Here is a 21,534-nt window from a genome sequence, read left to right as displayed (position 1 = left end):
ACATAAACAAAAAAAGACAAACCAAAGGCACCAGCAACTAAACGACCGTAGTTATGAAAGCTCTGTAAACCAATCTGAAATGTTCTAAAAATAATAGCTGAATAAAGAATAACTAATATAAGTACGCCAATTAGGCCAAATTCTTCGGAATAAGCCGCAATAATAAAGTCAGTATGGCCTTCGGGTAAAAAGTGTAAATGTGATTGTGTACCTTCAAGAAAGCCTTTACCTGAGAAACCACCAGAACCAATAGCTGTTTTGGACTGAATAATATTCCATCCTGTTCCTAATGCATCTGCTTCTGGGTCAAGTAGCGTTAGAACCCGTTGACGCTGATAGTCGTGTAAAAGAAATTCCCAGGCAATTGGAATAACAATAGCTGCACAAGCTGCTGCGGCACCGATCATGCGCCAAGATAACCCACTTAAAAATAGTACGAAAATACCACTTGCTAATACGAGTAGGGATGTTCCTAAGTCAGGTTGTTCTGCAATCAGTAAGAAAGGAACACCAATTAACATTAATGATAAAACAACTTGAGAAAAGCTTGGAGGAAGTGGTTTGCGTGCTAAAAACCATGAAATCATCATTGGCATGCCAATTTTCATGAACTCACTGGGTTGCACGCTCCCGAAACCGGGAATATCGATCCAGCGTTTAGCCCCCATGCGGACTTCACCAAAGACCATAACTCCAATTAAGGAAAATAGTGCAAATAAATAAAAGTAAGGTGAAAAAGCTTGATAAACCTTAGGGGGAATTTGAGCCAGACTAATCATGACTAAAAAGCCAATACCAAAACTCATGGCTTGTTTACTGACTAAGCCTACATCTTGTGCAGATGCACTATATAGTACCGTTAAACCTAATAGGGCATTTAGAAATAAAAATAGGCATAACCACGGGTCAATATGAAGTTGCTGCCAGCGCGATGGTTGCATGGCAGTACTAAGACCATCTCGAGGAGCTTGGCGTAAAAATTTATATTGTGGACTAGGAGACATGCGGCTTTAACTAGGTCAATCAGTGCTTGGCGCATGCTAACATAAACCTGATTAATGGCAATGTATATCAATATTTTGCAATAAAAAAACCTGGCTCTCGCCAGGTTTCCGATGGTCTATTTTCTGTTAGTTAAAGAATAAACTATCGTGATATTCAGCCATCGCTTTTAGTTCAGTGCGATTTAAACTTGGAATAAGTTTATCGATCGCAATATGGACTGCTTTTGTTACAGCTGCTGCGCCAATATCGGCTGCTTTGCGCTTAATCATGCCTAAATCTAATGTTTTATTAAAATCAGACATAAAGTGTCTAACCATAGCATCACCAAACTGTTTATATAGTTCTGCTAAGGCTGCTTTATTAATGTCATTACCTGCTTGAAGCTCGGCAAAATTATGCTTCAAATTAGTCACTAAACCAGCATCTAAAGCTACACCAACTTTATATTGACCTTGTGGGTCTTTAAATAAGCTTTTCTCTGAAAACTCCACAGATTGTTTAACAACATCGTTTGGTGCTTTACTCAGTAATTGCTTTAAAAGCACAGCAACTGTTGATTTGACATAACCAGCTAGTTTTTCGGCAGTATCTCTTTTTTCACTCGCTGGGAAATGTTGTACTAACTGAGTCAGTACATTTTCAATAATTTCCTCATTAAGTTGTAAAGCAATTTTGTCTCGAAGTGGATATAACGGTTCACTGGAATTCTTATTCGCAATTCCAGTCTGTATATCGTTCAATAAGCCTTCAGAAGGGGTAAAACCAAAAAACGGCATGGTGTATCCTCAAATTATTCGTTTTATTGTCGTGCCAATCGAATCGGTTTTGGCATCCATGATAGATCCGATACTCGGCAAGGATTGATATCAAGTCCACCGCGGCGAGTATAAGTTGCATAAACCATCAGCTTTTCAGGTCGCAAATTTTGCCAAATATCTGCAAAGATTTGCTCAACACACTGTTCGTGGAAACCGTTATGCTGACGGTACGAGATAATATAAGCTAAAAGACTACGATAACAAGGTTTTTTGCCCTTAAAACGGATAAAAACTGTACCCCAATCTGGCTGTCCCGTGACTGGGCAGTTACTTCTCAAAAGATGAGAATACAGTTCAATTTCGACTTCTTCACCAGACTCATCCAATTTTAAAAGTGATGCATCGGGATGTTGTTCTAAACGTTCAGGTGTTAGATCATCAATACAAATGCCTTGTGGTTTAGAAATATCAAGTTCATCTACTTGAAATAGCGTTAGCTCAACTTTTGCACCAGCTGCAGACGATAGATCTTTTTCAACCGTTTCAATAAATAACTCTTTAGAGCCAAACTGAGTGAAGTTAAGACTATTGAAGTATAGCTTTAATGACTTTGATTCAATCAAATTTGGTGAAGAAGCAGGCAGGGTAATTCTGCCAATCGCAACCTGTGGAATACCATGCGAGTTTAACCAAGATATTTCAAAAACATGCCACCAATCTTTACCTTGGTTAATACCTTCAATATGTGAATAGTTTTCACGAGATTGAGCACGTGCAATTGGAAATAACACATCGGGTTGATAGCTAGTTGGATATTGGGTTTCTTTACCCAATAAAGACTGTTCGACACTCATTCACGCATTCCTGAACCACGAGCAAGTAAATAGTAGGCAATTCCATAAAGTACAACACAACATAATGTCACAATGATTAAAGAGAACGTAACGTTCACGTCACTATGACCTAAAATGCCGAAACGGAAAGCATTTACCATATACACAATAGGATTAATTAAAGAAAGTTTTTGCCAAAAAGGACCAAGTGCACTAATGGCATAAAACACACCACCTAAATAGGTGAGTGGAGTAAGTACAAAGGTTGGAATAATAGAAATATCATCAAATGATTTTGCATAGACTGCATTAATAAAGCCGCCTAAGGAAAATAAAACGGATGTAATTAATACTGTATATATAGTTACGAACCAGTTATGTATAAAAAGATGGGTAAAGAACATGCTCATCGCAGTAACAATGGCACCAACTAAAACACCACGACAAATACCACCAATCACGTAGCCCCATAAAATAATATGTAAGGGCACGGGACTCATGATGAGTTCTTCAATACTCTTTTGAAATTTAACACTGAAGAAACTAGAAGACACGTTAGCATAGCTGTTTGTAATAACAGCCATCATGATTAAGCCAGGTACAATAAACTGCATGTAGCTCACGCCGCCCATTTGCCCAATACGTGAGCCAACCAAATTACCAAAAATGACAAAATACAAGCTCATGGTAATCGCAGGTGGTAATAAAGTTTGTGGCCAAATGCGAAGAAAACGGCGTACTTCTTTACGAACTAAAGTCCAGAGGGCAATTTGCAGTTGGTTAAAGTTCATTTTGCCGCTCCTTCAAGATTTTTCTCGACCATTTTGACAAATAGCTCTTCAAGACGATTCGATTTGTTACGCATACTACGAACACGAATACCTTGTGACTCTAAAAGTTGGAATAAGTCATTTAATGTATGTGCTTTATCCATTGTTACTTCTAAAGTACTACTATCAATTAAGTTAAACTTCACACCAATAATATTGAGCTGGAGTGGGGCAATTGGTTCTGCTAAATCAAAAATAAAAGACTCTTCACTCAGCTGGTTTAGGAAATTTTTCATGCTGGTATCTTCTTTAATGACACCACGGTCAATGATGGCAATTTGACGACACAACATTTCTGCTTCTTCGAGATAATGTGTCGTTAAAATAATAGAAGTACCGTTTTCGTTCATTTCGGTCAGAAAATCCCACATAGAACGGCGTAATTCAATATCTACACCCGCAGTAGGCTCATCTAGAATAAGAAGTTTAGGTTCATGCATCATGGCGCGGGCGATCATTAGTCGGCGTTTCATACCACCAGACAGCATACGCGCTTGTATATTGCGTTTTTCCCACAAGCCAAGTTTTTCTAAATAATGTTCCGCTCGTTTCTCGGCAATCTTTTTATGAATACCGTAATAACCAGCCTGGGTAACTAAAATATCGAATGCTTTTTCAAATTGCCCGAAGTTAAATTCCTGAGGGACAACGCCAAGCTGCTGTTTTGCCAACGATGGATGAGTATCGAGATTATGTCCAAAAATCTCAACAGTTCCTGAAGTTTTTTTCGTGAGGGAGCTGATAATACCAATGGTTGTTGATTTGCCGGCACCATTTGGGCCTAACAACGCATAAAATTCACCTTCAGGCACAGTGAGGTTAATACCTTTTAACGCCTGAAAACCATTACGATATGTTTTGGACAAATCTCTTAAAACCAAAGCATCAGTCATGAAATTCTCACATTATGAAAGAGGGGTATATTTTGAGCGATAATGATTAATAAACCAAGTAAAATAGTCGGAATTTTATGAAATTGAGATAAATTTATGAAGTTATTATATATAAATTGGTGCGCCCGGCGGGCACTTGTTTAAAAACAACAACTTCTTAGGTTTTTCTATCTTTTCTTATTATTTCATACAAAACAAACAAATGCCAAACTAGCCAATAATCTGTACTTCTATTATTTCTTATTTTTTCCTATTATTTCGGTTAATACCATTACGCCAAGATTACGCCACAAAATTATGGCTTCATTTAGACAACGCAACGATACATGGCGAGCCGAGATAAGTGTAAACGGAATTCGCGAAAGTGCAACCTTTGATACAAAAGCACAAGCAAGAGCTTGGGCCTCAAAACGTGAGACTCAATTACGCGAACAATCGCATGGTAAACTTCCTGACCATTCATTTTTAGAAGCTATAGAACGCTATTTAAATGAAGTAAGTATAAAGAAGAAAACTCATGAGAATGAAGTAAAGCGAATGGCTTTCTTTAAACGTGAGTATAAAAAGCTATGCCAAAAACAATTAGCCAAAGTCACAACTGACGATTTAGTGCAATGGCGTGACTCCCGGTTAAAAGAAGTGCAGGGCGCTACAGTCAGACGTGAAGCAAATATTTTAGCTTCTTTATTTACTGTAGCCCGGAAAGAATGGAAGTGGATTAAAGAGTCTCCAATGGCTGACTTAACTTTGCCGCCTCCATCAAAGCACCGGGATAGACGAATTGCTCAAGATGAAATTGATAGATTATGTCTTGCAGCAAATTGGGATAACAATGTCCCGGTAAACTCTACGCAGCAAATTATTATTGCCTTTCTCTTTGCGATTGAGACAGCTATGCGCGCTGGTGAGATTGTTGGCTTAACTTGGGATCGCGTTTATTTAAAAGATAGATATCTTGTTTTGACTGAAACAAAGAACGGTACTAAACGAAATGTACCTTTATCTAAACGAGCAGTTGAATTGCTGACATTATTAAAAGGCTTAGATAGAAAACAGGTGTTTACTTGTAATTCTCAAAGCTTTGATACGCTATGGCGTAAATTACGAGATAGATGTCAAATTACTGACTTGCACTTTCATGATACCCGGCATGAAGCATGTACACGACTTGCAAGGAAATTAGAAGTTTTAGACTTAGCTAGAATGATTGGGCATAAAGATTTAAGAAGCTTAATGATTTACTACAATGCTACTGCAAGCGAAATTGCAACGAGGCTAGATTAGCCCCGTTTGCGTGGTCGTCCTCTTTTAGGCTCATCATCAGACTGTTCATTCAACCAGTTTGATAATTCTGCCAAGTTCCAACGTCTCCCTTGACCGCACTTGATAACGTAGCGAGGTTTAGGGAAGGTTGGCAGGCAGCAAACTGCCGCCTTAAAGTGAACATCTTTATAGCCTAAATATTCTGCTGCTTGTAAATCATTAAGCCAAATTTCTGATGGCGGTAACGCAACAACAAAGTTGCTACCAATATTCGCAATTGCAGTCATTTCACCCCTCCTTACTTTCCGCTTTACCATCTTTCACACCTTGTTCATAAATAAGCTGAAAGATTGGCTTCATAGTTACTAAAGCAGGCTTCATAATAGTTGCCATTGCAATGCCATAAACATCGATATTTACTTTGTTCATTTCATCCATAGAAACTTTGAAGACTTGCTCGAAACGTTGGTTTACTTCACTCATCCCTCAGCTCCCGATTCAACATCCAACAACATGCTGCCTTCCTCTGGATATTCTGTCATCCAAAAGTAATAGCCTTTGCCACTGTGCCCATCTTCAAAAAATTTAATAGTTAGTTCAGTTTCAAGTTGATCTAAATCATTTTCACCATCTGGATTTACAAATTCGAGAAGGCTTTTTAATTGGTGACCATTAAGAGTTATGCTCATTGTTCAGCTCCCGATTCGCTTGCTTCTTTTAGTTGCTTCCAATGAGTTACTTTTTCTTCAATAAAATAACTAGAATACTCATCACCAATGTAAGCCGTATTTGCATACCATCCTTCCTTGATATAACCGCAGCCGCGCTCTTCGTCATAGTCATACCAATCATCATCACCATGATACTCTTCAGTGAACTTAGGAATAAAATGAGCCACCATGTAGTTTTGGTTCTTAACTGGATTTGCATCTATCAAAACAAGCACATTACGCAATGACTCAGGCATGCGATCTTCAACCGAAATCCACTCGGGCACCGCCTGAGCTTTGGCTTTTTCTAGCTCTGCTCTAAGCCTGTCAATTTCACAAGCCGCATGGTTACAAATAACACGTAATTCATCTTCGTTATATTCATCTGCATGCATCATCATTAAATGACTTATTTCGGTGCCAAATTGACTATCACCATCGAACACCCAAACAAAACCATCATCTTGTTCAAAGCGTAAATTAACTTCTCTTTCCTTATTCAAATCTGTCATGCTGCCACCTTTGCTTTAATGCGCTCTTGATAGGCAAAGAAGAGTCAGTAAGTGGCGATATGCAATTTATCCTTGATCTGCTTGAGCCATTCTTTAGCGAGAAGTATCACATCAACACCTTTGTTATTACGGAGTAGGCCATGGGAATGCGTGATGAAATTCAGCAAGAACTGGCAGCCGCATTTGATGCAGAGGATGAGCTTGCAGACGCGGTTGATTCCTTTACCTGTACTCGCAAACAATTAGTCAGCTCCAATCCTGCTACTGGTGAGGATACTTACACCGAATATGTGTATAGCGGCAGAGGCGTCCTATTTGGAAGCTGGGCAAAAGATTTGGTCAAGCCTATAGATTACCGAGCAACAGACTCTAAAGCCGTGCTACTGCAAAATGAAGTGAAGGACGCAGCAGGCACTTTAGTTAATCCAGATGTTAATGATATTTGGGTGATTGAAGGCGGTAATTATCGAGTTGTGAGCTACGGAAAAGATCCATCGTCAAGTGTGTGGATCTGTCAGTTAAGAAAGGTATAACACCATGGGCTGGACAAGCAAACCGAGTGCCTTCACTAAAACGATTGAAGCCGACCTTACCAAAAAGCAAAAAGATATTGTCATTGATGCATTGCAAGGTGTGGTTCTTCAAAGCCCAGTTGATACAGGTGCTTTTAGAGCATCCCATAGAGTCAGTATTAACCAGACTGACCAATCATTTAATGAGGTAGAGAAAGACAAGGGCGGTGGATCAACCATTAGCAAAGGCACAAGCGCTTTATCTCGGTTGGTTCCTTTCAGTGTTGTTTACATCCAAACGAATGCGCCTTATGCAACTAAGATCGAGTATGGCGACTTTACAGACAAGCCTGAAACACCAAAGACAACAGGCGGCTACTCAAGACAAGCGCCACAAGGTGTTTACGGTTTAACCTTTAACTATATTGCTCAGAAATACGGTGGTTAAAATGGCAATGACTTTAGATCAAGCAAGACAAGCCATTATCACTAGAGCAATGGCATTTACTGGAATTGAGCAAAATCGTATTCAATACCCTAATGGCCCATTGATTACTATTCCTGTAGATGGACTTTGGTGTGACTTAAATATTCTATGGGGCAGTTCTATCATTGCTGGTGTAGGTGATACTCCTTGCACCAGAAGAACAGGGGTTATTTCAATTAATTGCCTTGCAAGACCTCAAACTAATGAGGCTGATATAACAAAGCTCGCTGATGCTTGGTTAGCTCATTTCGAATATTACACAACTGGCCAACTAGAGATACTCCAAGGTCAAGTACAAAACCTCGGCAGTAATGGGGATTTCATTCAGTACAACATTTCAATAAATTATCGCGTCAATTAACGAATTTAACTTTTAAACGAACCTGTCCTTAGCGGCAGGTTTTTTTATGCCTGAAATTCAGGCGAACACTGGCTAGGCTGATCCCCGAAAAGCACGTTTCCATGTTCAACGTGCCTGCCAGTTTATTTTCTTCAAATATCTAATTTTAAAGATAAATCCAAACTTGAGTTAACCGTTTTGCCATACAGATATGTCTCGTTACCGCATGTCTGTGTGGCTTTTTTATTTGGTAACGAGGTAAACGATATGAATGCAATTGTGAAAATTGAAAATCAAACTCCATTTATCGAAGTTGAATTAAATGGAAAAGTCCAACTCGGCGTGAATGCGCGTGACCTACATAAAATGTTAGAGGTTAAGACGGACTTTTCGGATTGGATTAAGCGACGCATTAAACAATGTGGCTTTGAAGAGAATTTTGATTTTATTAAGCTCCTCAAAAAAGAGGAGCTTTCAAAAACAGGACAAAACCTAATTGAGTACATCATCTCGGTGGATATGACCAAACACCTTGGGATGATGGAGCGCAATAAAAAAGGTCATGAGATCCGCAAATACTACATCGAGCAAGAGGAATTGGCTCGTCAACTCAAAGATGGGCTACAGGTACGCATTGGCAAGCTTTCAGCACAACTTGAGCTGATTACCCAATCTCTGTCAGGCGCAGCAAGCTTTCTATCAATCCATGGTAAGCAAACAAAGCCAGCTATGCTTAAAGAATTGGATGATCTAATTAAGGAAGCGCAACCATCCTTAGATTTTGATGAGGATAAAGATAATGACAAATAATGTTCCTGCTTACATTGTGGTGGAGTGCAGACCAAGCACAGAAGAAGATGGTTATGCCGATATTGTTATTCATAACGACACCTACATTTTTGAAAGTGTAGAGCCGACAGAAAACCTGCGCGCAGCAATGCTAATAGCTATTGATATTGAGCGAACTAGGCCAGAACACAAACATATAACCCTTCATGCAGAAAGCATTTTGAAACTTTGCAGGGGTATTCAAGGTAAGCCCTTAAATGCCTGAGAACACAACCAAACAACGCCCTCAATTCGAGGGCTTTTTAATGCCCGAAAATTAAGGAGAACTTAGATGAGTTCTGGTGCACGTATTAAATTATATTATGCTGAAGAGCAAACCCCCGAAGTATTACCAACTACACCCGTATGGAAAACCGTTCGTCGTGTGACTGATGGCTTAACTGAAAACGTCACCACTGAATCATCAAACAGTGTGGTCGATTCGCGATTCCGTCAAGGTGGTTTTGCAACTGAAGCAGAAATCACAGGTTCTTTAGAAGTTGAATTATCTATTGGCTTGTTTGATGACTTCTGGTCAGCAGTTGCAATGAATAACTGGGCCAGTGATGTTCTTAACTTTGGCGGTAATGTGCGAAAGACATTTACCTTCGTCAAAGTATTTGAAGATATTAACCAGGTATTTATTTACCGTGGTGTACGCATAAATGAAGCTACGATGTCTATTGCTACTACTGGCAAAATCACAGCTACATTTGGCTTGATGGGTACTCTGTTTGAGCGTACTACTACAAACCCTGTTATTTCGCCTTTACCAGTCCCTGAATTAGTCCTTGTTTCAGCGCTTAACGTCGGTGATCTTAAAGTTAATGGTGAAACAGTTGTCGGAACTGCTTGTATGCAGTCTCTTGAATTGACCATTAACAACAATATGGAAGCAATCCGTTGTATTGGATCTAAAAAGCTCACTGCAACGACTTATCTCGAAAAGATTGTAGATGTAACTGTGAACACTCAATACATGTTCTCGGCTCAGTCAGCGGCATATATCGACTTCATTAAAACCCGTGACACCATGCCGCTAGAATTCTCTATTGAAGATGATGCAGGTAATGGCTATGCCTTCCAGTTCCCACAATTAGAAGTGGCTGAAGCTAATCACCCTGATGGCGGTGGAGAAGACACCATCACAGTCGACATCAACTACAACCATATTCGCGTATCGCCAGTTATTACTCGTGTGATTGCGCCAGTTACACCTTGATAAGGGGAATTAAAGTGGCTTTTGATATTATTGAAAAGAACAAAGACATTACTTATCCATTTGAATGGGTAGATTTTCCAGCAGGTGGCAAATTTAAGATAAATGGAATTATGCAACCAGAGTTCCAACGTGCACTTGAGATTTTTAATCTTGAGACAGCAGAGGAAAAAGCAGATATTAATCTCATTACTAATGAGCGAATCGAAAAGCGTAACGACAAGTTTGCTTACGCCGTAGGTGTGTTCCTTGTGAATGACTGGGAGGGAATCGAGTTAAAGGATGGATCTGTGCTTGAATATAATCGTACCAATGTAGAGACAATCTTTTGCAAATCAGCGCAAAAGAATCAGCTAATTGATTTTGTGATTAAAGAGGCTACCCGTATTCAAACAGAATCCCTTAAGAGGCTTCAGGACATCGTGGGAAAGTCACAAACCTCTACACCTACGCGAACAAGTACGCGGGGCTCACGGACCACGAAAAAAAGCAAAGAGAAGCCCTCGGCGTAAAGCTTCCTGATGCGCCTGATTATTCGTATGTAGCTAACGCCATTCTTTCGGCATATAACACGATTGCAAGATCTAGACGCTATGAACAAGGTGTTCCTCTGGCGTTAGATATCTCGTCAATTAATGCTTATGTTGAGCAATATGATTTACCAGTTGAGCGTTACATCTTTAATGACTGTATCTTTAAGCTTGACGATATGTTCTTGGACGAGGCGCATAAGAAGTCGACGCAACGAGCGACGAAGACTTAAGTGCTGACGTGCGATACTTAACTGTGAACAAGCGACGTGATATAGCGCACTTGATGTTACATAATACGCCTATTCTCTTGACATTCCCGTAAAGATTCCTTATTGACAGAAATGTCATTAGTGCGTACCCTTGTTCCTATAGAGACCCTGTTATCAAATGATAAGAGGGTTTTTCTGTCATAAAAATTGTATGTTTTATGACACCCATTAAATATAAGGGCGATAAAAAATGAACAAAGGTATGAAGTACTTTACAGAAGGTCTGCTAGCAGCTTTTGTATTAGCACCTCGTGTCCCAGTACATGCTGTTGAGCCTGCAAAAATGGAAGATCCGCGACCAATTGGTAATGCAGCAAAACATTGGGAAGCAGTCGGTAAAAACATGACAAAAGCTACCAACAGAATCGCATGTGACTTGCGCAGTAAACAACCTGAACTTAACTCATTATAAATACCTAATTAATGTCTCAACATCGTCGAACTAAACGTGGCATCGCAACAAAAAATGGCAATGATGTATCAGTTGCTGTGGAAGAGGCGGAAAGCTACTCACCATACCCGCCTCCTGATTTGGTTAAGGCATTTGAAGAAATCCAACCTGGTCTAGCTAGTCGTTTAATGCAGATTGTTGAGAATGAACAGACTATGAGTCATGAAGTGGCTCGCCATCAAATGGCAGAAAATAAGCGCATCAACACTGCAAACATTGAGAATCAAAAACATAACTCTCAATTATTCCTTCTTGGTTTAATATTTGGAGTGTTGATAGGAATAGGGATTCTATGTGTAGCAGTATATGCGCTATATGCTGGTTATCCTTGGGTTGCAACGGCTGCTTTCTCAACCTTAGCAGCTATTTTAGTAATCCTAGTGCTTCGCAAAGTGCCTGCTTCTAATGGTGAGCAGACATCTAAGCCGTCTACTCAAAAATAGTAAGCAACACCCAAACAACCGCTAGAGATAGCGGTTTTTTATTGCGCCTTTATTAACCACTTGTTAAATAGAGGCATTGTTGAAATCACAATGCCTCTAAGCCTCAATTATTTAGAAAGATACCATTCGATTGTATGAACAGGTTGATAATCAACGTGTTCCAAACGAGTGATGCCATATCCAAGTGCTTTACGATTTAAAACGTTAGCATGGGTGACTGATTCTTGAGCTAAAGAAAATAAGCGTCCCGCATAACTACTTTGGATAGCTATTAATGCAGGGGAAATCTCATTTTTGATGAACTTAGCAAGTATTGGAACATACCACATTAAGAACTGAACATTCTTATCGCGCAATACTGTATGAATATGAGGTTCAGTATCCTTGTATTTCTCTGCATTGCTGTACATAGCAATTAAGTGGTGAACATACTCCACTGCAACAGGAATCATGTCATATGGGATTTCATCAATATGCTGAACATTGAAACGCTGATGAACTAATTTATAAGCATCGCTGTAATTCAAATGCTTAGTTTTAGCTACAAGAAGATTTACAGCATTGGTTAGGGGTTCACGTTCTGATTTATGAGTTTTAGCAACTGGTGCGCCAATTTCTTTATCAAGAACATCAAGCACCCATTTGCGAAACTGCTTTGCTACAGAAGTACGTGCAAAGAAGGTAATTAAATGGCAGCCACGAAGTGAGAAGATACGTATATTTCTCATTAAATTACGACCCTTCTTCGAGACACTCATATTGAGGGTCTCGATATTACCCTTGGCACTCATATTGAGGGTCAAGGTCATAGATGCGTTGAACTCATCTTTATTACGTTCATAGATTTGAGTCACTGCATCAGATTTGGCGTAACCAAGAGCCTTTGCAAGTTCACTTGCAGTTAACCAAATTTGGTTGTTGTGCTGTACAGGCGAAAAGTTCACATCATTAAAGCTTAGTGCTAAACTAGACATATCAATTACCTCAAAGTGGTTGATAACTCGCCCCGTCATCCGCCAAGATCATCGGGGCGTTTTATTGTGACATCATCATTGACATCACTTGACTATAATCTATAGTGATATTACTCTTGATGTCAAGCATTGAGGAAAAAATTATGTCGCAATCAGAATTGATCAGATTCCCTGCAAGGCTTCTGCCAAAAGTACATGAAGACCTAGTTGCATATTCCGAGCAACAAGGTGAATCTATAAATACATGTATTAATGAATTGCTTAAGTTCGGTCTATATTATGCTTTGAAGGGGAACAAAGAATCTCTTGACGAGTTCATGCCTGACCAAGAAAGCAATTTATTGAAAATAATTCAAATTATAGATAAGTATTTGCTTGAAGTTGCAGTGGATGAATATGCGGCTAATAATAGCGAAGTATACCTAGAGTTCATTGGAAATCAGTTCAAAAACCTTAAAGATACAGAGCGCAAGATATTATCCGATGTTGCTTATGCTTTAGCTAATAAGAAGTGACAACCTAATAGCAGTCTCTATGAGTTTCTGTTGCGTGTAATTTAAGCTCTTGTTAAATTACCCTCAAATATGAGGGTATTTTTATGCTTAAGGACTATCTTGGGCCTGCCGCTGAACATAAGCACAAAGCAGAACAAGCCATTAAAGAAAAGAGATTTGATGATGCTTGGCGTCATCTTAATGAGCAAAAAATAAATTATTTTCAGCACGCAAAACAATGTAATTTTACTGAAAAGCAAACTTTGGGGCTTGATGCGGTTGTGCACATCACAATGGGCAATTTACTGAGAAGAGAAGGTAAGCATTTACAAGCTTTGTATCACATTGCTTATGTTTATAAGGTAGGTAAGCTAGAGAACCCCCAAAATGACAGTAACGATGATAGGCTAAGAATCTACTATAAAAGAGCAAAGAAAGATGGTGGATTCGAGAACTTTAAACAAGGGCTTGACCTTTTTCCCAGTTATGATTATCAGTCAGTGCAACATTTCACAAGCAGCCTTTTAAATTCTGGAGACGTAAAACAAGGAGCTATTACTTCTCCTCAAATTGAGGAAAAGCCTATTACAAAAATCCCAGAAATTAATAAGAACGCTATAAATAATAAGTTTTTGGCTGAACGCAAGAAAAAAAAGGAAGAACATATTGGGATTCCTCCTCCATTAAAAAAGCCCGAGAAGAAGCAAGTTATTCAATATGAAAAGACGAATAGCCAAATAAGTGCAACACCTGTTAGCAGTAGTTCAAAAACTGAAGGATGTAGGAGTTCGGTTTCAGGGTTCTTTATTGCAGCGACTTGCGTGGTGATAGGTTTAATTCTGCTTGTTTGGTTGCTTTCATACTAAAATAGTAAACTAGAGAATAAACACGCTACATGTTAAATTTTACTCAAAGATAATGGTTTGGGAATATGAAAAAGATAATTGTATTAGGTTCAGTAGTTTTCTTTAGTGGCTGTGCTACGACTGCAAACTTTTTTGAGTTAACACCTACAGTAACAACCAATCACGGCTATTGGACAGGTGCACATTCGAATGTTTCTGTTGCAACTTTAAAGTTAAATCAAGATGGTTCAGGTGTTATTTGCCAAGATTATCAAGGCGAAGCAAGAGTACAATCAATCAAGAAAGTAGGCAATAAAGTTTATACGCAGGACGGATCTTTCTGGGCCATTAAAAGTGAAACTAATACAAATCTTGAACTAGCATATGGAGTTGGTGGCAGCTACAAACTAATTAAAGATGATCAGAAAACCAATATGTCACCTGCCTGCAAGGCTAAATTAGATTAAAAAGCAGTATTCAATAACCCGACCAAGTGTCGGGTTTTTTATTGCCTAGAATTTGGAGAGTGAAATGCCTGAATCTGTAAGCCGATTGGTTATTGTGGTTGACGCCAAAGATGGCAAAAAAGAAGTCGATGCTTTAGATAAGTCTCTAGGTAATGCTGAGAAACAAGGCGATAAGACTGCAAAATCTATTAAAAATGTAGGTCAAGAGACAGGTAAAACTACTGATTTATTCTCCAAATTTAAGGAACAAATTAATTCATCTCTTGGCAATACACGCATTGGGTCTGTTATTGGTGATGTCACTGAAAAAGTTGCAGCTTTGCGTGGTGGCGCTTTGATGGCAGGTGCAGCACTTACAGGAATGGCGGTGGGTGGTGCAGCAGTAGCATTTGCTGGACTTTCTGCAATGGCAATTCAAGCCGCTAAAGCGGATGCTGAGATGATTGTTTTAGCAAATAGAGCAAACACTAGCACACAGAACTTTCAAATTCTTTCACATGCTGCTGAACAGCTTGGTATGTCACAAGATGGTTTGGCACAGTCATTAGCTGATGCACAAGAAAAGCTTGGTGAATTCACTGCTAGTGGTGGCGGAGGTGAAGCAGCAGATTTCTTTGATGCCTTAAAAAACAATATCAAAATGACTGATGCAGAGATTCAAAAGTTTGCTAAGACTTTGCAGGGTAAAGATGGTGTTGAAGCACTTCAGCTAATGAAAGATAAGCTTGATAGTGTTGGGGCATCTGCACAAGAACAGAGATTTGTTTTTGAAAGTCTAGGTAATGATTTAGGTAATTTACTCCCATTGTTCGAAAATGGAGGGGCTTTATTAGATCGTTATGGAGAGGCATTAACAGAAGCGGGGATTATCAAAAGCAAAGAAGCTATTGAACAGTCTCGACTACTTGCTGCTCAAACTAAGTCAGTTCAAACTCGTTTTGAGGGTTTTAAAACACAATTAGCGTCTCAGATGATACCTGTCTTGAACACACTTTTAAGTAGTTTCTTGCAAGGAGCTGAAGATGGTGGCCAATTTGGTTCTGTAATTCAATCTGTAGGTGTAATTGCTAAGGGTGTAGCAGTAGGGATTATTGGGCTAGCAAGTGCAATTCAGGTTGTTATACGACTCATTCAAGGCTTTGTAGAGCAGGCTAAAAATATTGGTTCGACTGCTGTTAATGTTTGGAATGCTGATGGAGTTGTTGCTAAAGGGCAAGCTCTAGTAAATGGTTTTAAAAATGGTTGGTCTATCGCCAGTGATACTGTAAACGATTCAGTAGCGACCATTAAAGGCTCAATGAAGTCCATGAATGATGTGCTGGATGCATCAGTTCCTAAACTTGATAAGCTTGGTCAGTTGTATTACGACACCAGTGGCGCAATAGACAAAACCAACAAGGGCCTTAAAACAAACGCAAAAGATGCTAAAGACGCAGAGAATGCTGCAAAAAAAGCTGCTCAAGAATCGAAAAAGCATGCTCAAGAATTAGAGAAGATCAATGAAGAACGTCTCAAAATTCAGTATGAATACTCTGATAAATCCAAACAAATTGAGATGGATTTGCAGAAGGAAATTGAGCGCTTACAGAAATACGGCATGACTCAATATGTCTCTGTAGCGATACAGAAAGCGAATGATGCAAAACTCATTAGTGATGCTCAACTTGCTTATGATCTTTACTCCTTCAAGATGAATGAGCAAGAGAAGCTTAACGCAAAAACCAAGATTGAAGGACTAAGAATCCAGAAGAGTCGTGAATATAACGCAGAGGAAAAGAAGTCTCGTTTAAGAGCCTTAAAGGAACAATACGATTATGAAACCAACCTAATCAATCTTGCTGCTGAACAAAGAAAACGTGCTTATGAGCAGACTTATAGTAATTCACTAAGAGATATTCAACAGGCTAGAGCGCTCTTAGCAGCACCCAAAGGTGAACGTGAAGGGTTATCAACGCAGTTCGGAGAAAGTAATGCAATGTCTGATAATGACAATGCATTATTGAATGAACAAGACAGCCTAAAAGCAAAACTCGCTCAGGGTGAAATCCTAACTCTTGAATACAATAAGCGAATTGAAGATGCGGTCAGGATCCATGAAGAGAGCAAGTTCAAGATACAAGAGGAGTACAATGAGAAGTATAGGGATTTGCAAAAGAACCAATATACTTCTCAACTGCAAATCTGGTCTAGCTTACTTAGCCAAGGCCAAGGAGTTTGGTCCAACTTAACTCAATCTGTAAAAGATGCTAGTGGCGAACAATCCAAGCGATATAAAACTATGTTTGCTATGCAGCAAGCATTTGCTATTGCATCAACGATTGTTTCTGCGCATCTGGCAGCTGCACAAACTACTGCTGATATTACTCTTCCTTTCGTTGGTAAAGTCCCAGCAGCAACGGCAATCTTAGGCTTTGGATATGCTCAAGCAGGCCTAATTGCAGCACAAACTATCGCTGGTTTCTCATCAGGCGGCTACACAGGCAACATGGGCCGAGGTGATGTAGCTGGTGTGGTTCATGGTCAGGAATATGTATTGAATGCCGCAGCGACTAAGCGAGTCGGTGTTGATACGTTGAATGCCATTAACTCTGGTGGGAGTTTGGAGAGAGTAACATCCTCTAATGCACAACCTGTCACAATCCAAGTGTATGTAAATGATTCAGGTGTTAATACTAATGGTGCTAATACTCAGGATCAGAAGCAGCTTGGGCAAATGATCGGCAATGCAGTTAGAACGATTATCCGGCAAGAGCAGCGACAAGGCGGTTTATTATCAAAGTAACCCACTTAATGAGTGGGTTTTTTAATTCCAAAACAAAACCCCGATGTTGACGCATCGGGGTTTTTGCATTTCCACCAACCGACGAAAGTAAGAGGAAAATAAATCTATATGGAAGATTTTATCAAATTAATTAACTGGTGTCTAAAGGAAATGAATGAAATGAAAGCATGGCGCTTTGTTGCGATCCTTATCACTTTGATTATCTGTACATATCTTTGGAAAATGTAATGAAACTAAATATTTAAACCGACCCATTTAGAGGTCGGTTTTTTTATGGATTCAATTTATGAGCAACCTTAAATTCACTTTCGAATGCGACTTAGATGGCAATAGTAATACTCAGCGCTTTAATACGTTATCAACCAAATTTGGTGATGGATATGAACAAAACATTGCTGTAGGTATCAATAACCGAGCTGGTGAATGGACTTATCAAAGAACGGCTTATAAAGCCGAAATTATGCAAATCAAAGCATTCTTTGACCAGCATAAAGGTGCTGACTCGTTTCTTTGGGATTCACCTTTAGACGGTGAAGTTCGAGTTAAAACAGGTGAATATCAACCACGCTGTTTGGGCGGTGATGTATGGCAAATCTCTACGACATTCACCCAAGTTTTTTACCCTTAATTTAAACCCCTTTAAAGCCCCTTTTTAGGGGCTTTTTTTATGCGAGTAAGAAAATGACGATTCAAACAGTAAATCTTGGCACAGCTCCGACTGGCGCAGGCGGCGACACATTTCGCTCAACTGGCGCAAAAATGAATGAAAACTTTACAAACAACACTCATGCAGCTAGCCGATATGTGGGTACTGCTGCTGGGAATGTGATGGAAGTTGGTGCATTTGGTTTGGGAAAATCAATTCGACTTGGAACTCAAAAATTATCAACATTGAGGGGAGTTGGTAATGCCTTTTATTGGCAAAATAATGGTAATAATATTTCAAGTGCTGGAGACTATCCTGACGACAATTCTCAGGCAATTATTAATTTAGATCTTAACGACTCAACTGATGCTTGTGCGCAATTAAGCATAACGCATAACTCCGATTTTTATGTCAGGTCTGCAAACTGGAATGTAAATACGTTTCAGCCGTGGCGTAAAATCTTGTCATCAAAAAATACAACTGTGGATGCAAATGGTTTCATTAAGTCAGCATCACCCGTTGTTAAATTGTTTGCAGATAAAATCGAACCGAATGATGAAGCTGCTGAGCAGCCACTTTCTTTCGAAAAGTTGGGTATGGGTCATTATCTTGTCAAAGGTTCTTCAGGTTTTGCGAATGAAGGCTGGTGGATTGAAATTCCTACCGACACTCATGGCAATAAGATTTGTGCAGTTGAATATCAGACCTTGGAAAATGGTGATCTTGAAATTAAGACATTCAAGAAAAAGCTAAATGATGAAGGCGATATTGTTGCGAATCTCGATGCACCAATCGATATTCCGAACAATGCAAATGGTGAGCCGCGCTGGATTGATATTCGTTTAAACAGTATCAAGAAGACAATCGTCAGAAAAATTCCACGTACTGAAAAACAACCGCGTATGGTCCAGCAAGTAAAATATGCACCGCAATTGACCTATATCACTAAATACGAAGATTTATTTGATGATGAAGGAAAAGCTGTAATTGTGGATGGTAAGAACTATAAAAAGCCAGTAACCCACATTCAAACTGATCAAAACGGTACGCCTATTTTGTCGAATCAACCAGTCATTAATGAAAATGGTGAGCCAGTTTTTGAATGGGTTCAGGCAGTTGATAGTGAAGGAAATCCTGTTTTTGATGATGTGCCAGTCTTAGACAAAGATGGAAATCCAATCTATGACGAGGTGACTTATGGCCCTGAATAGTGATTTCCAGAAGCTTTATGTAGATGGATTAATCCATTTGTATGAATTAGATGCCAGCAGTTTAGGTGCTGGCATTTTACGTTTTCATGGCCATATAGCTTTTCAAGACTGGGAGAAAATCTACTCTTCAATTGGTTCAAGTGGTCTGATCGGTGCCGACTCTGGCAGCATTGGCAAAGTTTTTGATGCTGGCGATCAAAAAGTATGGAACCGCAATATTATTTGGCAAGGTCAAGTATTTGAGCCTATGGCTTTGGAAGTATCTGGCCTTGAAATGCGTTCGGACGGTAAAGCTTCAGCACCAACTTTAAGCATGGCCAACAATATCAACGGCATTCAAAATGCTGTGTCTGCTTACTGTTTGCAGTTTAAAGACTTTGCTGGTGCAAAACTTAAAGTGATTACCACACTTGCTAAATACTTAGATGCTGAAAACTTCACAGAAGGCAATCCAATTGCATCGAATGAATCAAAAGAGCAAATCTGGTACATCGAGCAAAAGACATCTGAAAATGCACAACAAGTGACTTTCGAGCTGTCCAATCCAATCGATTTTGAGGGTTTAAAAATCCCAGTTCGCCAAATAACTTCACTTTGTCATTGGTGCATGGTCGGGAAGTACCGGGGTGAGGAATGCGGTTACACAGGTGTAGCAATGTTCACTGATAAAGATGAGCCAACTGATAATCCGGCACTTGATCGATGCGGAGGACGTTTACGTTCTTGCCGATTGCGATTTGGTGAAAATAAACCGCTGCCATTTGGTGGTTTCCCGGCTTCAAGCTTATTGTGAGGTTTTATGAAACTGACGGCAAAACATAAAAAAGCAATCATGGCGCATGCTGATGAATGCTATCCGCTTGAATGCTGTGGTGTGATTGTTGATAAGCAATATATCGCTTGTCGCAATATTGCCGAACAATCTGATCAATTTGAAATTCATCCCGAGGATTTGGCAAGTGCTGAAGATCAAGGCGAAATCTTAGCTTATGTTCACTCTCATCCAGATGGAACAACAAAAGCTTCGGAACTTGATCTGATTCAAATTGAGTTACATCAAAAGCCGTGGGTAATTTGTTCATATCCGGATCTGGATTTTCAAGTTTATGAACCATTTGGTTATCGCGCCCCTTTAGTGGGGCGTAATTATATTCATCATTTTCAGGACTGTTATGCACTAGTCCGTGACTTTTATGATCGTGAGCTAGGTATTAAATTGCCAGACTTTGAACGAAAAGATGGCTGGTGGGAAGACAAAGATCATCCGTCAATATTGATTGATAACTTTCCGAAAGCCGGTTTCTATGAAGTGGACACTCCGCAATATGGAGATATGTTGATTTGCCGAGTACCACGAACAGAACACCCAAATCATTGCATTATTTGGCTTGGTGATAATGCAATGCTGAAGTCCGAAGATACCGAACCTTGTATTGGCAATACATTAATTTTGCATCAGCTTCACGGCCGTAAATCTATACGTGAAATCTATGGACCGCAATGGTCAACCAGAACGGTAAAAATCTTGAGGCATAGAGATGTTAAAAACAATTAAGTTGTACGGCATCTTGGGGCAAAAATTCGGTCGTGAATTTAAGCTCGATGTCGCAAATACACGTGAAGCCATGCGTGCATTATCTGTTCAGATCGCTGGCTTTGAACACTTTATGTTGCATGCTCATGAGCAAGGCCTACGCTTTGCCGTATTTTTAAAATCAAAGAACTCAAGTAATAAGCGAGGCAAGAAACGCCCAGCGATTTATGACCACGAAACTAAGCGGCTCATTACCGGCGATAACATCGGTGAAGAGCAGCTAGACATGAATACTGAAGCAGACACTATTCATATCGTCCCGCGTGTAATGGGGGCTGGTGGCAATAATGGGATTTTGCAACTTGTACTTGGTGCGATTCTGATAGCTGCTTCATTTATACCAGGTATTGGTCAGGCTGCTCAGGTTGCATTGATAGGTGCAGGTGCTGGCATGGCTATGGGAGGGGTTGCATCAATGCTCATGCCAAAAATTGATAATACTCAAGACCAAAACCAAGACGGCAACCGTGCCAACAAAGGCTTTGGCGGTGCAGTAACTACAGTTGCACAAGGTAATCCTGTTCCAATTCTTTATGGTCAACGGGAAATCGGCGGCTTCATTATCAGTGCTGGTCAATATCCAGAAGATCAGATGTAAATTTTAATTAACAGGCGCTTTCTAGCGCCTTTTTTAT

General features: G+C 39.6%; 29 protein-coding genes. 19 read left to right on the top strand and 10 right to left on the bottom strand.

Annotated elements, in window-relative coordinates:
• The 5 genes from J582_RS16940 to J582_RS16920 all read right to left on the bottom strand — a co-directional run.
• Positions 1–1,004 (bottom strand): FtsW/RodA/SpoVE family cell cycle protein (locus J582_RS16940; RefSeq protein ID WP_050674845.1); only part of this gene is annotated, 1,004 nt, incomplete at its 3' end.
• A gap of 126 nt (positions 1,005–1,130) precedes the next feature.
• Positions 1,131–1,781 (bottom strand): hypothetical protein, encoded by a 651-nt coding sequence (locus J582_RS16935; protein ID WP_002052502.1) that lies wholly within the window; start codon positions 1,779–1,781, stop codon positions 1,131–1,133.
• Positions 1,782–1,804: 23 nt separating this feature from the next.
• Positions 1,805–2,617, bottom strand: a complete 813-nt coding sequence (gene queF / locus J582_RS16930) for an NADPH-dependent 7-cyano-7-deazaguanine reductase QueF (RefSeq protein ID WP_031983575.1) — start codon at positions 2,615–2,617, stop codon at positions 1,805–1,807.
• Positions 2,614–3,387 (bottom strand): ABC transporter permease, encoded by a 774-nt coding sequence (locus tag J582_RS16925; protein WP_002052782.1) that lies wholly within the window; start codon positions 3,385–3,387, stop codon positions 2,614–2,616. The genes queF and J582_RS16925 overlap by 4 nt, the downstream gene beginning before the upstream one ends.
• On the bottom strand, positions 3,384–4,319 hold the full coding sequence (locus J582_RS16920) for an ABC transporter ATP-binding protein (RefSeq protein WP_002052950.1): 936 nt from the start codon (positions 4,317–4,319) through the stop codon (positions 3,384–3,386). Before J582_RS16920 ends, J582_RS16925 begins: the two co-directional genes overlap by 4 nt.
• 297 nt (positions 4,320–4,616) lie before the next feature.
• Between J582_RS16920 and J582_RS16915 the strand changes: the two genes are divergently transcribed.
• Entirely contained in the window at positions 4,617–5,603 is a 987-nt protein-coding gene (locus J582_RS16915; RefSeq protein WP_006581899.1) for a tyrosine-type recombinase/integrase, read from the top strand.
• Here J582_RS16915 and J582_RS16910 read toward each other — a convergent pair.
• The 4 genes from J582_RS16910 to J582_RS16895 are packed head-to-tail and all read right to left on the bottom strand — an operon-like array spanning position 5,600 to position 6,804.
• The gene (locus J582_RS16910; RefSeq protein ID WP_032048289.1) at positions 5,600–5,869 is read right to left on the bottom strand and encodes a hypothetical protein; all 270 of its coding nucleotides are present in this window, start codon (positions 5,867–5,869) and stop codon (positions 5,600–5,602) included. The genes J582_RS16915 and J582_RS16910 overlap by 4 nt on opposite strands.
• Before the next feature lies 1 nt (position 5,870).
• Positions 5,871–6,065, bottom strand: coding sequence for a hypothetical protein (locus J582_RS16905; protein ID WP_000005732.1), 195 nt, complete (start codon positions 6,063–6,065; stop codon positions 5,871–5,873).
• On the bottom strand, positions 6,062–6,271 hold the full coding sequence (locus J582_RS16900; protein ID WP_000028947.1) for a hypothetical protein: 210 nt from the start codon (positions 6,269–6,271) through the stop codon (positions 6,062–6,064). The genes J582_RS16905 and J582_RS16900 overlap by 4 nt, the downstream gene beginning before the upstream one ends.
• Positions 6,268–6,804: a DUF551 domain-containing protein gene (locus tag J582_RS16895; RefSeq protein ID WP_032048288.1), complete on the bottom strand. Its 537-nt coding sequence runs from the start codon at positions 6,802–6,804 to the stop codon at positions 6,268–6,270. Before J582_RS16895 ends, J582_RS16900 begins: the two co-directional genes overlap by 4 nt.
• Positions 6,805–6,944: 140 nt before the next feature.
• On the opposite strand from J582_RS16895, the gene J582_RS16890 reads away from it, so the two are divergent.
• From J582_RS16890 to J582_RS16850, 9 genes are all read left to right on the top strand, one after another.
• Positions 6,945–7,337, top strand: coding sequence for a hypothetical protein (locus tag J582_RS16890; protein ID WP_032048287.1), 393 nt, complete (start codon positions 6,945–6,947; stop codon positions 7,335–7,337).
• A gap of 4 nt (positions 7,338–7,341) precedes the next feature.
• On the top strand, positions 7,342–7,764 hold the full coding sequence (locus J582_RS16885; RefSeq protein WP_032048286.1) for a hypothetical protein: 423 nt from the start codon (positions 7,342–7,344) through the stop codon (positions 7,762–7,764).
• A 1-nt stretch (position 7,765) separates the two neighbouring features.
• Entirely contained in the window at positions 7,766–8,164 is a 399-nt protein-coding gene (locus tag J582_RS16880) for a hypothetical protein (RefSeq protein WP_032048285.1), read from the top strand.
• A gap of 246 nt (positions 8,165–8,410) precedes the next feature.
• Positions 8,411–8,953, top strand: coding sequence for a phage antirepressor Ant (locus tag J582_RS16875; RefSeq protein ID WP_000991780.1), 543 nt, complete (start codon positions 8,411–8,413; stop codon positions 8,951–8,953).
• Complete coding sequence (locus J582_RS16870; RefSeq protein WP_032048284.1) at positions 8,943–9,197, top strand: hypothetical protein; 255 nt, start codon at positions 8,943–8,945, stop codon at positions 9,195–9,197. Before J582_RS16875 ends, J582_RS16870 begins: the two co-directional genes overlap by 11 nt.
• Positions 9,198–9,263: 66 nt before the next feature.
• Positions 9,264–10,193, top strand: coding sequence for a phage tail tube protein (locus J582_RS16865; RefSeq protein WP_032048283.1), 930 nt, complete (start codon positions 9,264–9,266; stop codon positions 10,191–10,193).
• A 14-nt stretch (positions 10,194–10,207) separates the two neighbouring features.
• A complete protein-coding gene (locus J582_RS16860; protein WP_032048281.1) occupies positions 10,208–10,702 on the top strand; it encodes a hypothetical protein in 495 nt (164 codons plus the stop codon).
• A gap of 480 nt (positions 10,703–11,182) precedes the next feature.
• Complete coding sequence (locus J582_RS16855) at positions 11,183–11,404, top strand: hypothetical protein (protein WP_001032561.1); 222 nt, start codon at positions 11,183–11,185, stop codon at positions 11,402–11,404.
• An 11-nt stretch (positions 11,405–11,415) separates the two neighbouring features.
• Positions 11,416–11,886, top strand: a complete 471-nt coding sequence (locus J582_RS16850; RefSeq protein ID WP_000077909.1) for a DUF2335 domain-containing protein — start codon at positions 11,416–11,418, stop codon at positions 11,884–11,886.
• Positions 11,887–11,993: 107 nt separating this feature from the next.
• Here the strand turns inward: J582_RS16850 and J582_RS16845 are convergent, their stop codons facing one another.
• Positions 11,994–12,860 (bottom strand): Bro-N domain-containing protein, encoded by an 867-nt coding sequence (locus tag J582_RS16845; protein ID WP_032048280.1) that lies wholly within the window; start codon positions 12,858–12,860, stop codon positions 11,994–11,996.
• A 143-nt stretch (positions 12,861–13,003) separates the two neighbouring features.
• Here J582_RS16845 and J582_RS16840 point away from each other — a divergent pair, with 143 nt between their 5' ends.
• The 9 genes from J582_RS16840 to J582_RS16800 all read left to right on the top strand — a co-directional run bounded on the left by J582_RS16840 (position 13,004) and on the right by J582_RS16800 (position 21,497).
• Positions 13,004–13,375 carry a hypothetical protein gene (locus tag J582_RS16840; RefSeq protein ID WP_004743743.1) on the top strand — a complete coding sequence of 124 codons (372 nt, stop codon included), beginning with the start codon at positions 13,004–13,006 and terminating at the stop codon, positions 13,373–13,375.
• 83 nt (positions 13,376–13,458) lie between these two features.
• Positions 13,459–14,220, top strand: a complete 762-nt coding sequence (locus J582_RS16835; RefSeq protein WP_000910437.1) for a hypothetical protein — start codon at positions 13,459–13,461, stop codon at positions 14,218–14,220.
• Between the two features lie 65 nt (positions 14,221–14,285).
• On the top strand, positions 14,286–14,666 hold the full coding sequence (locus J582_RS16830) for a J517_1871 family lipoprotein (RefSeq protein ID WP_000721063.1): 381 nt from the start codon (positions 14,286–14,288) through the stop codon (positions 14,664–14,666).
• 64 nt (positions 14,667–14,730) lie between these two features.
• A complete protein-coding gene (locus J582_RS16825) occupies positions 14,731–17,448 on the top strand; it encodes a hypothetical protein (RefSeq protein WP_032048279.1) in 2,718 nt (905 codons plus the stop codon).
• A gap of 286 nt (positions 17,449–17,734) precedes the next feature.
• Complete coding sequence (locus J582_RS16820; protein ID WP_032048278.1) at positions 17,735–18,076, top strand: phage tail protein; 342 nt, start codon at positions 17,735–17,737, stop codon at positions 18,074–18,076.
• A gap of 53 nt (positions 18,077–18,129) precedes the next feature.
• Positions 18,130–19,305 carry a hypothetical protein gene (locus J582_RS16815; RefSeq protein WP_032048277.1) on the top strand — a complete coding sequence of 392 codons (1,176 nt, stop codon included), beginning with the start codon at positions 18,130–18,132 and terminating at the stop codon, positions 19,303–19,305.
• Entirely contained in the window at positions 19,292–20,098 is an 807-nt protein-coding gene (locus J582_RS16810) for a phage minor tail protein L (protein WP_032048276.1), read from the top strand. The genes J582_RS16815 and J582_RS16810 overlap by 14 nt, the downstream gene beginning before the upstream one ends.
• A 6-nt stretch (positions 20,099–20,104) precedes the next feature.
• Positions 20,105–20,860 carry a C40 family peptidase gene (locus tag J582_RS16805; protein ID WP_031983746.1) on the top strand — a complete coding sequence of 252 codons (756 nt, stop codon included), beginning with the start codon at positions 20,105–20,107 and terminating at the stop codon, positions 20,858–20,860.
• A complete protein-coding gene (locus J582_RS16800; RefSeq protein WP_017394010.1) occupies positions 20,844–21,497 on the top strand; it encodes a tail assembly protein in 654 nt (217 codons plus the stop codon). The genes J582_RS16805 and J582_RS16800 overlap by 17 nt, the downstream gene beginning before the upstream one ends.
• Positions 21,498–21,534 lie beyond the last annotated feature (37 nt).

The sequence above is a fragment of the Acinetobacter sp. 1566109 genome (assembly GCF_000582255.1).
GTDB classification, from domain to species: Bacteria; Pseudomonadota; Gammaproteobacteria; order Pseudomonadales; family Moraxellaceae; genus Acinetobacter; species Acinetobacter nosocomialis.
The sequence above is the reverse complement of the archived record's forward strand: the minus strand, read 5'-3'. Positions and strand labels throughout refer to the sequence as shown.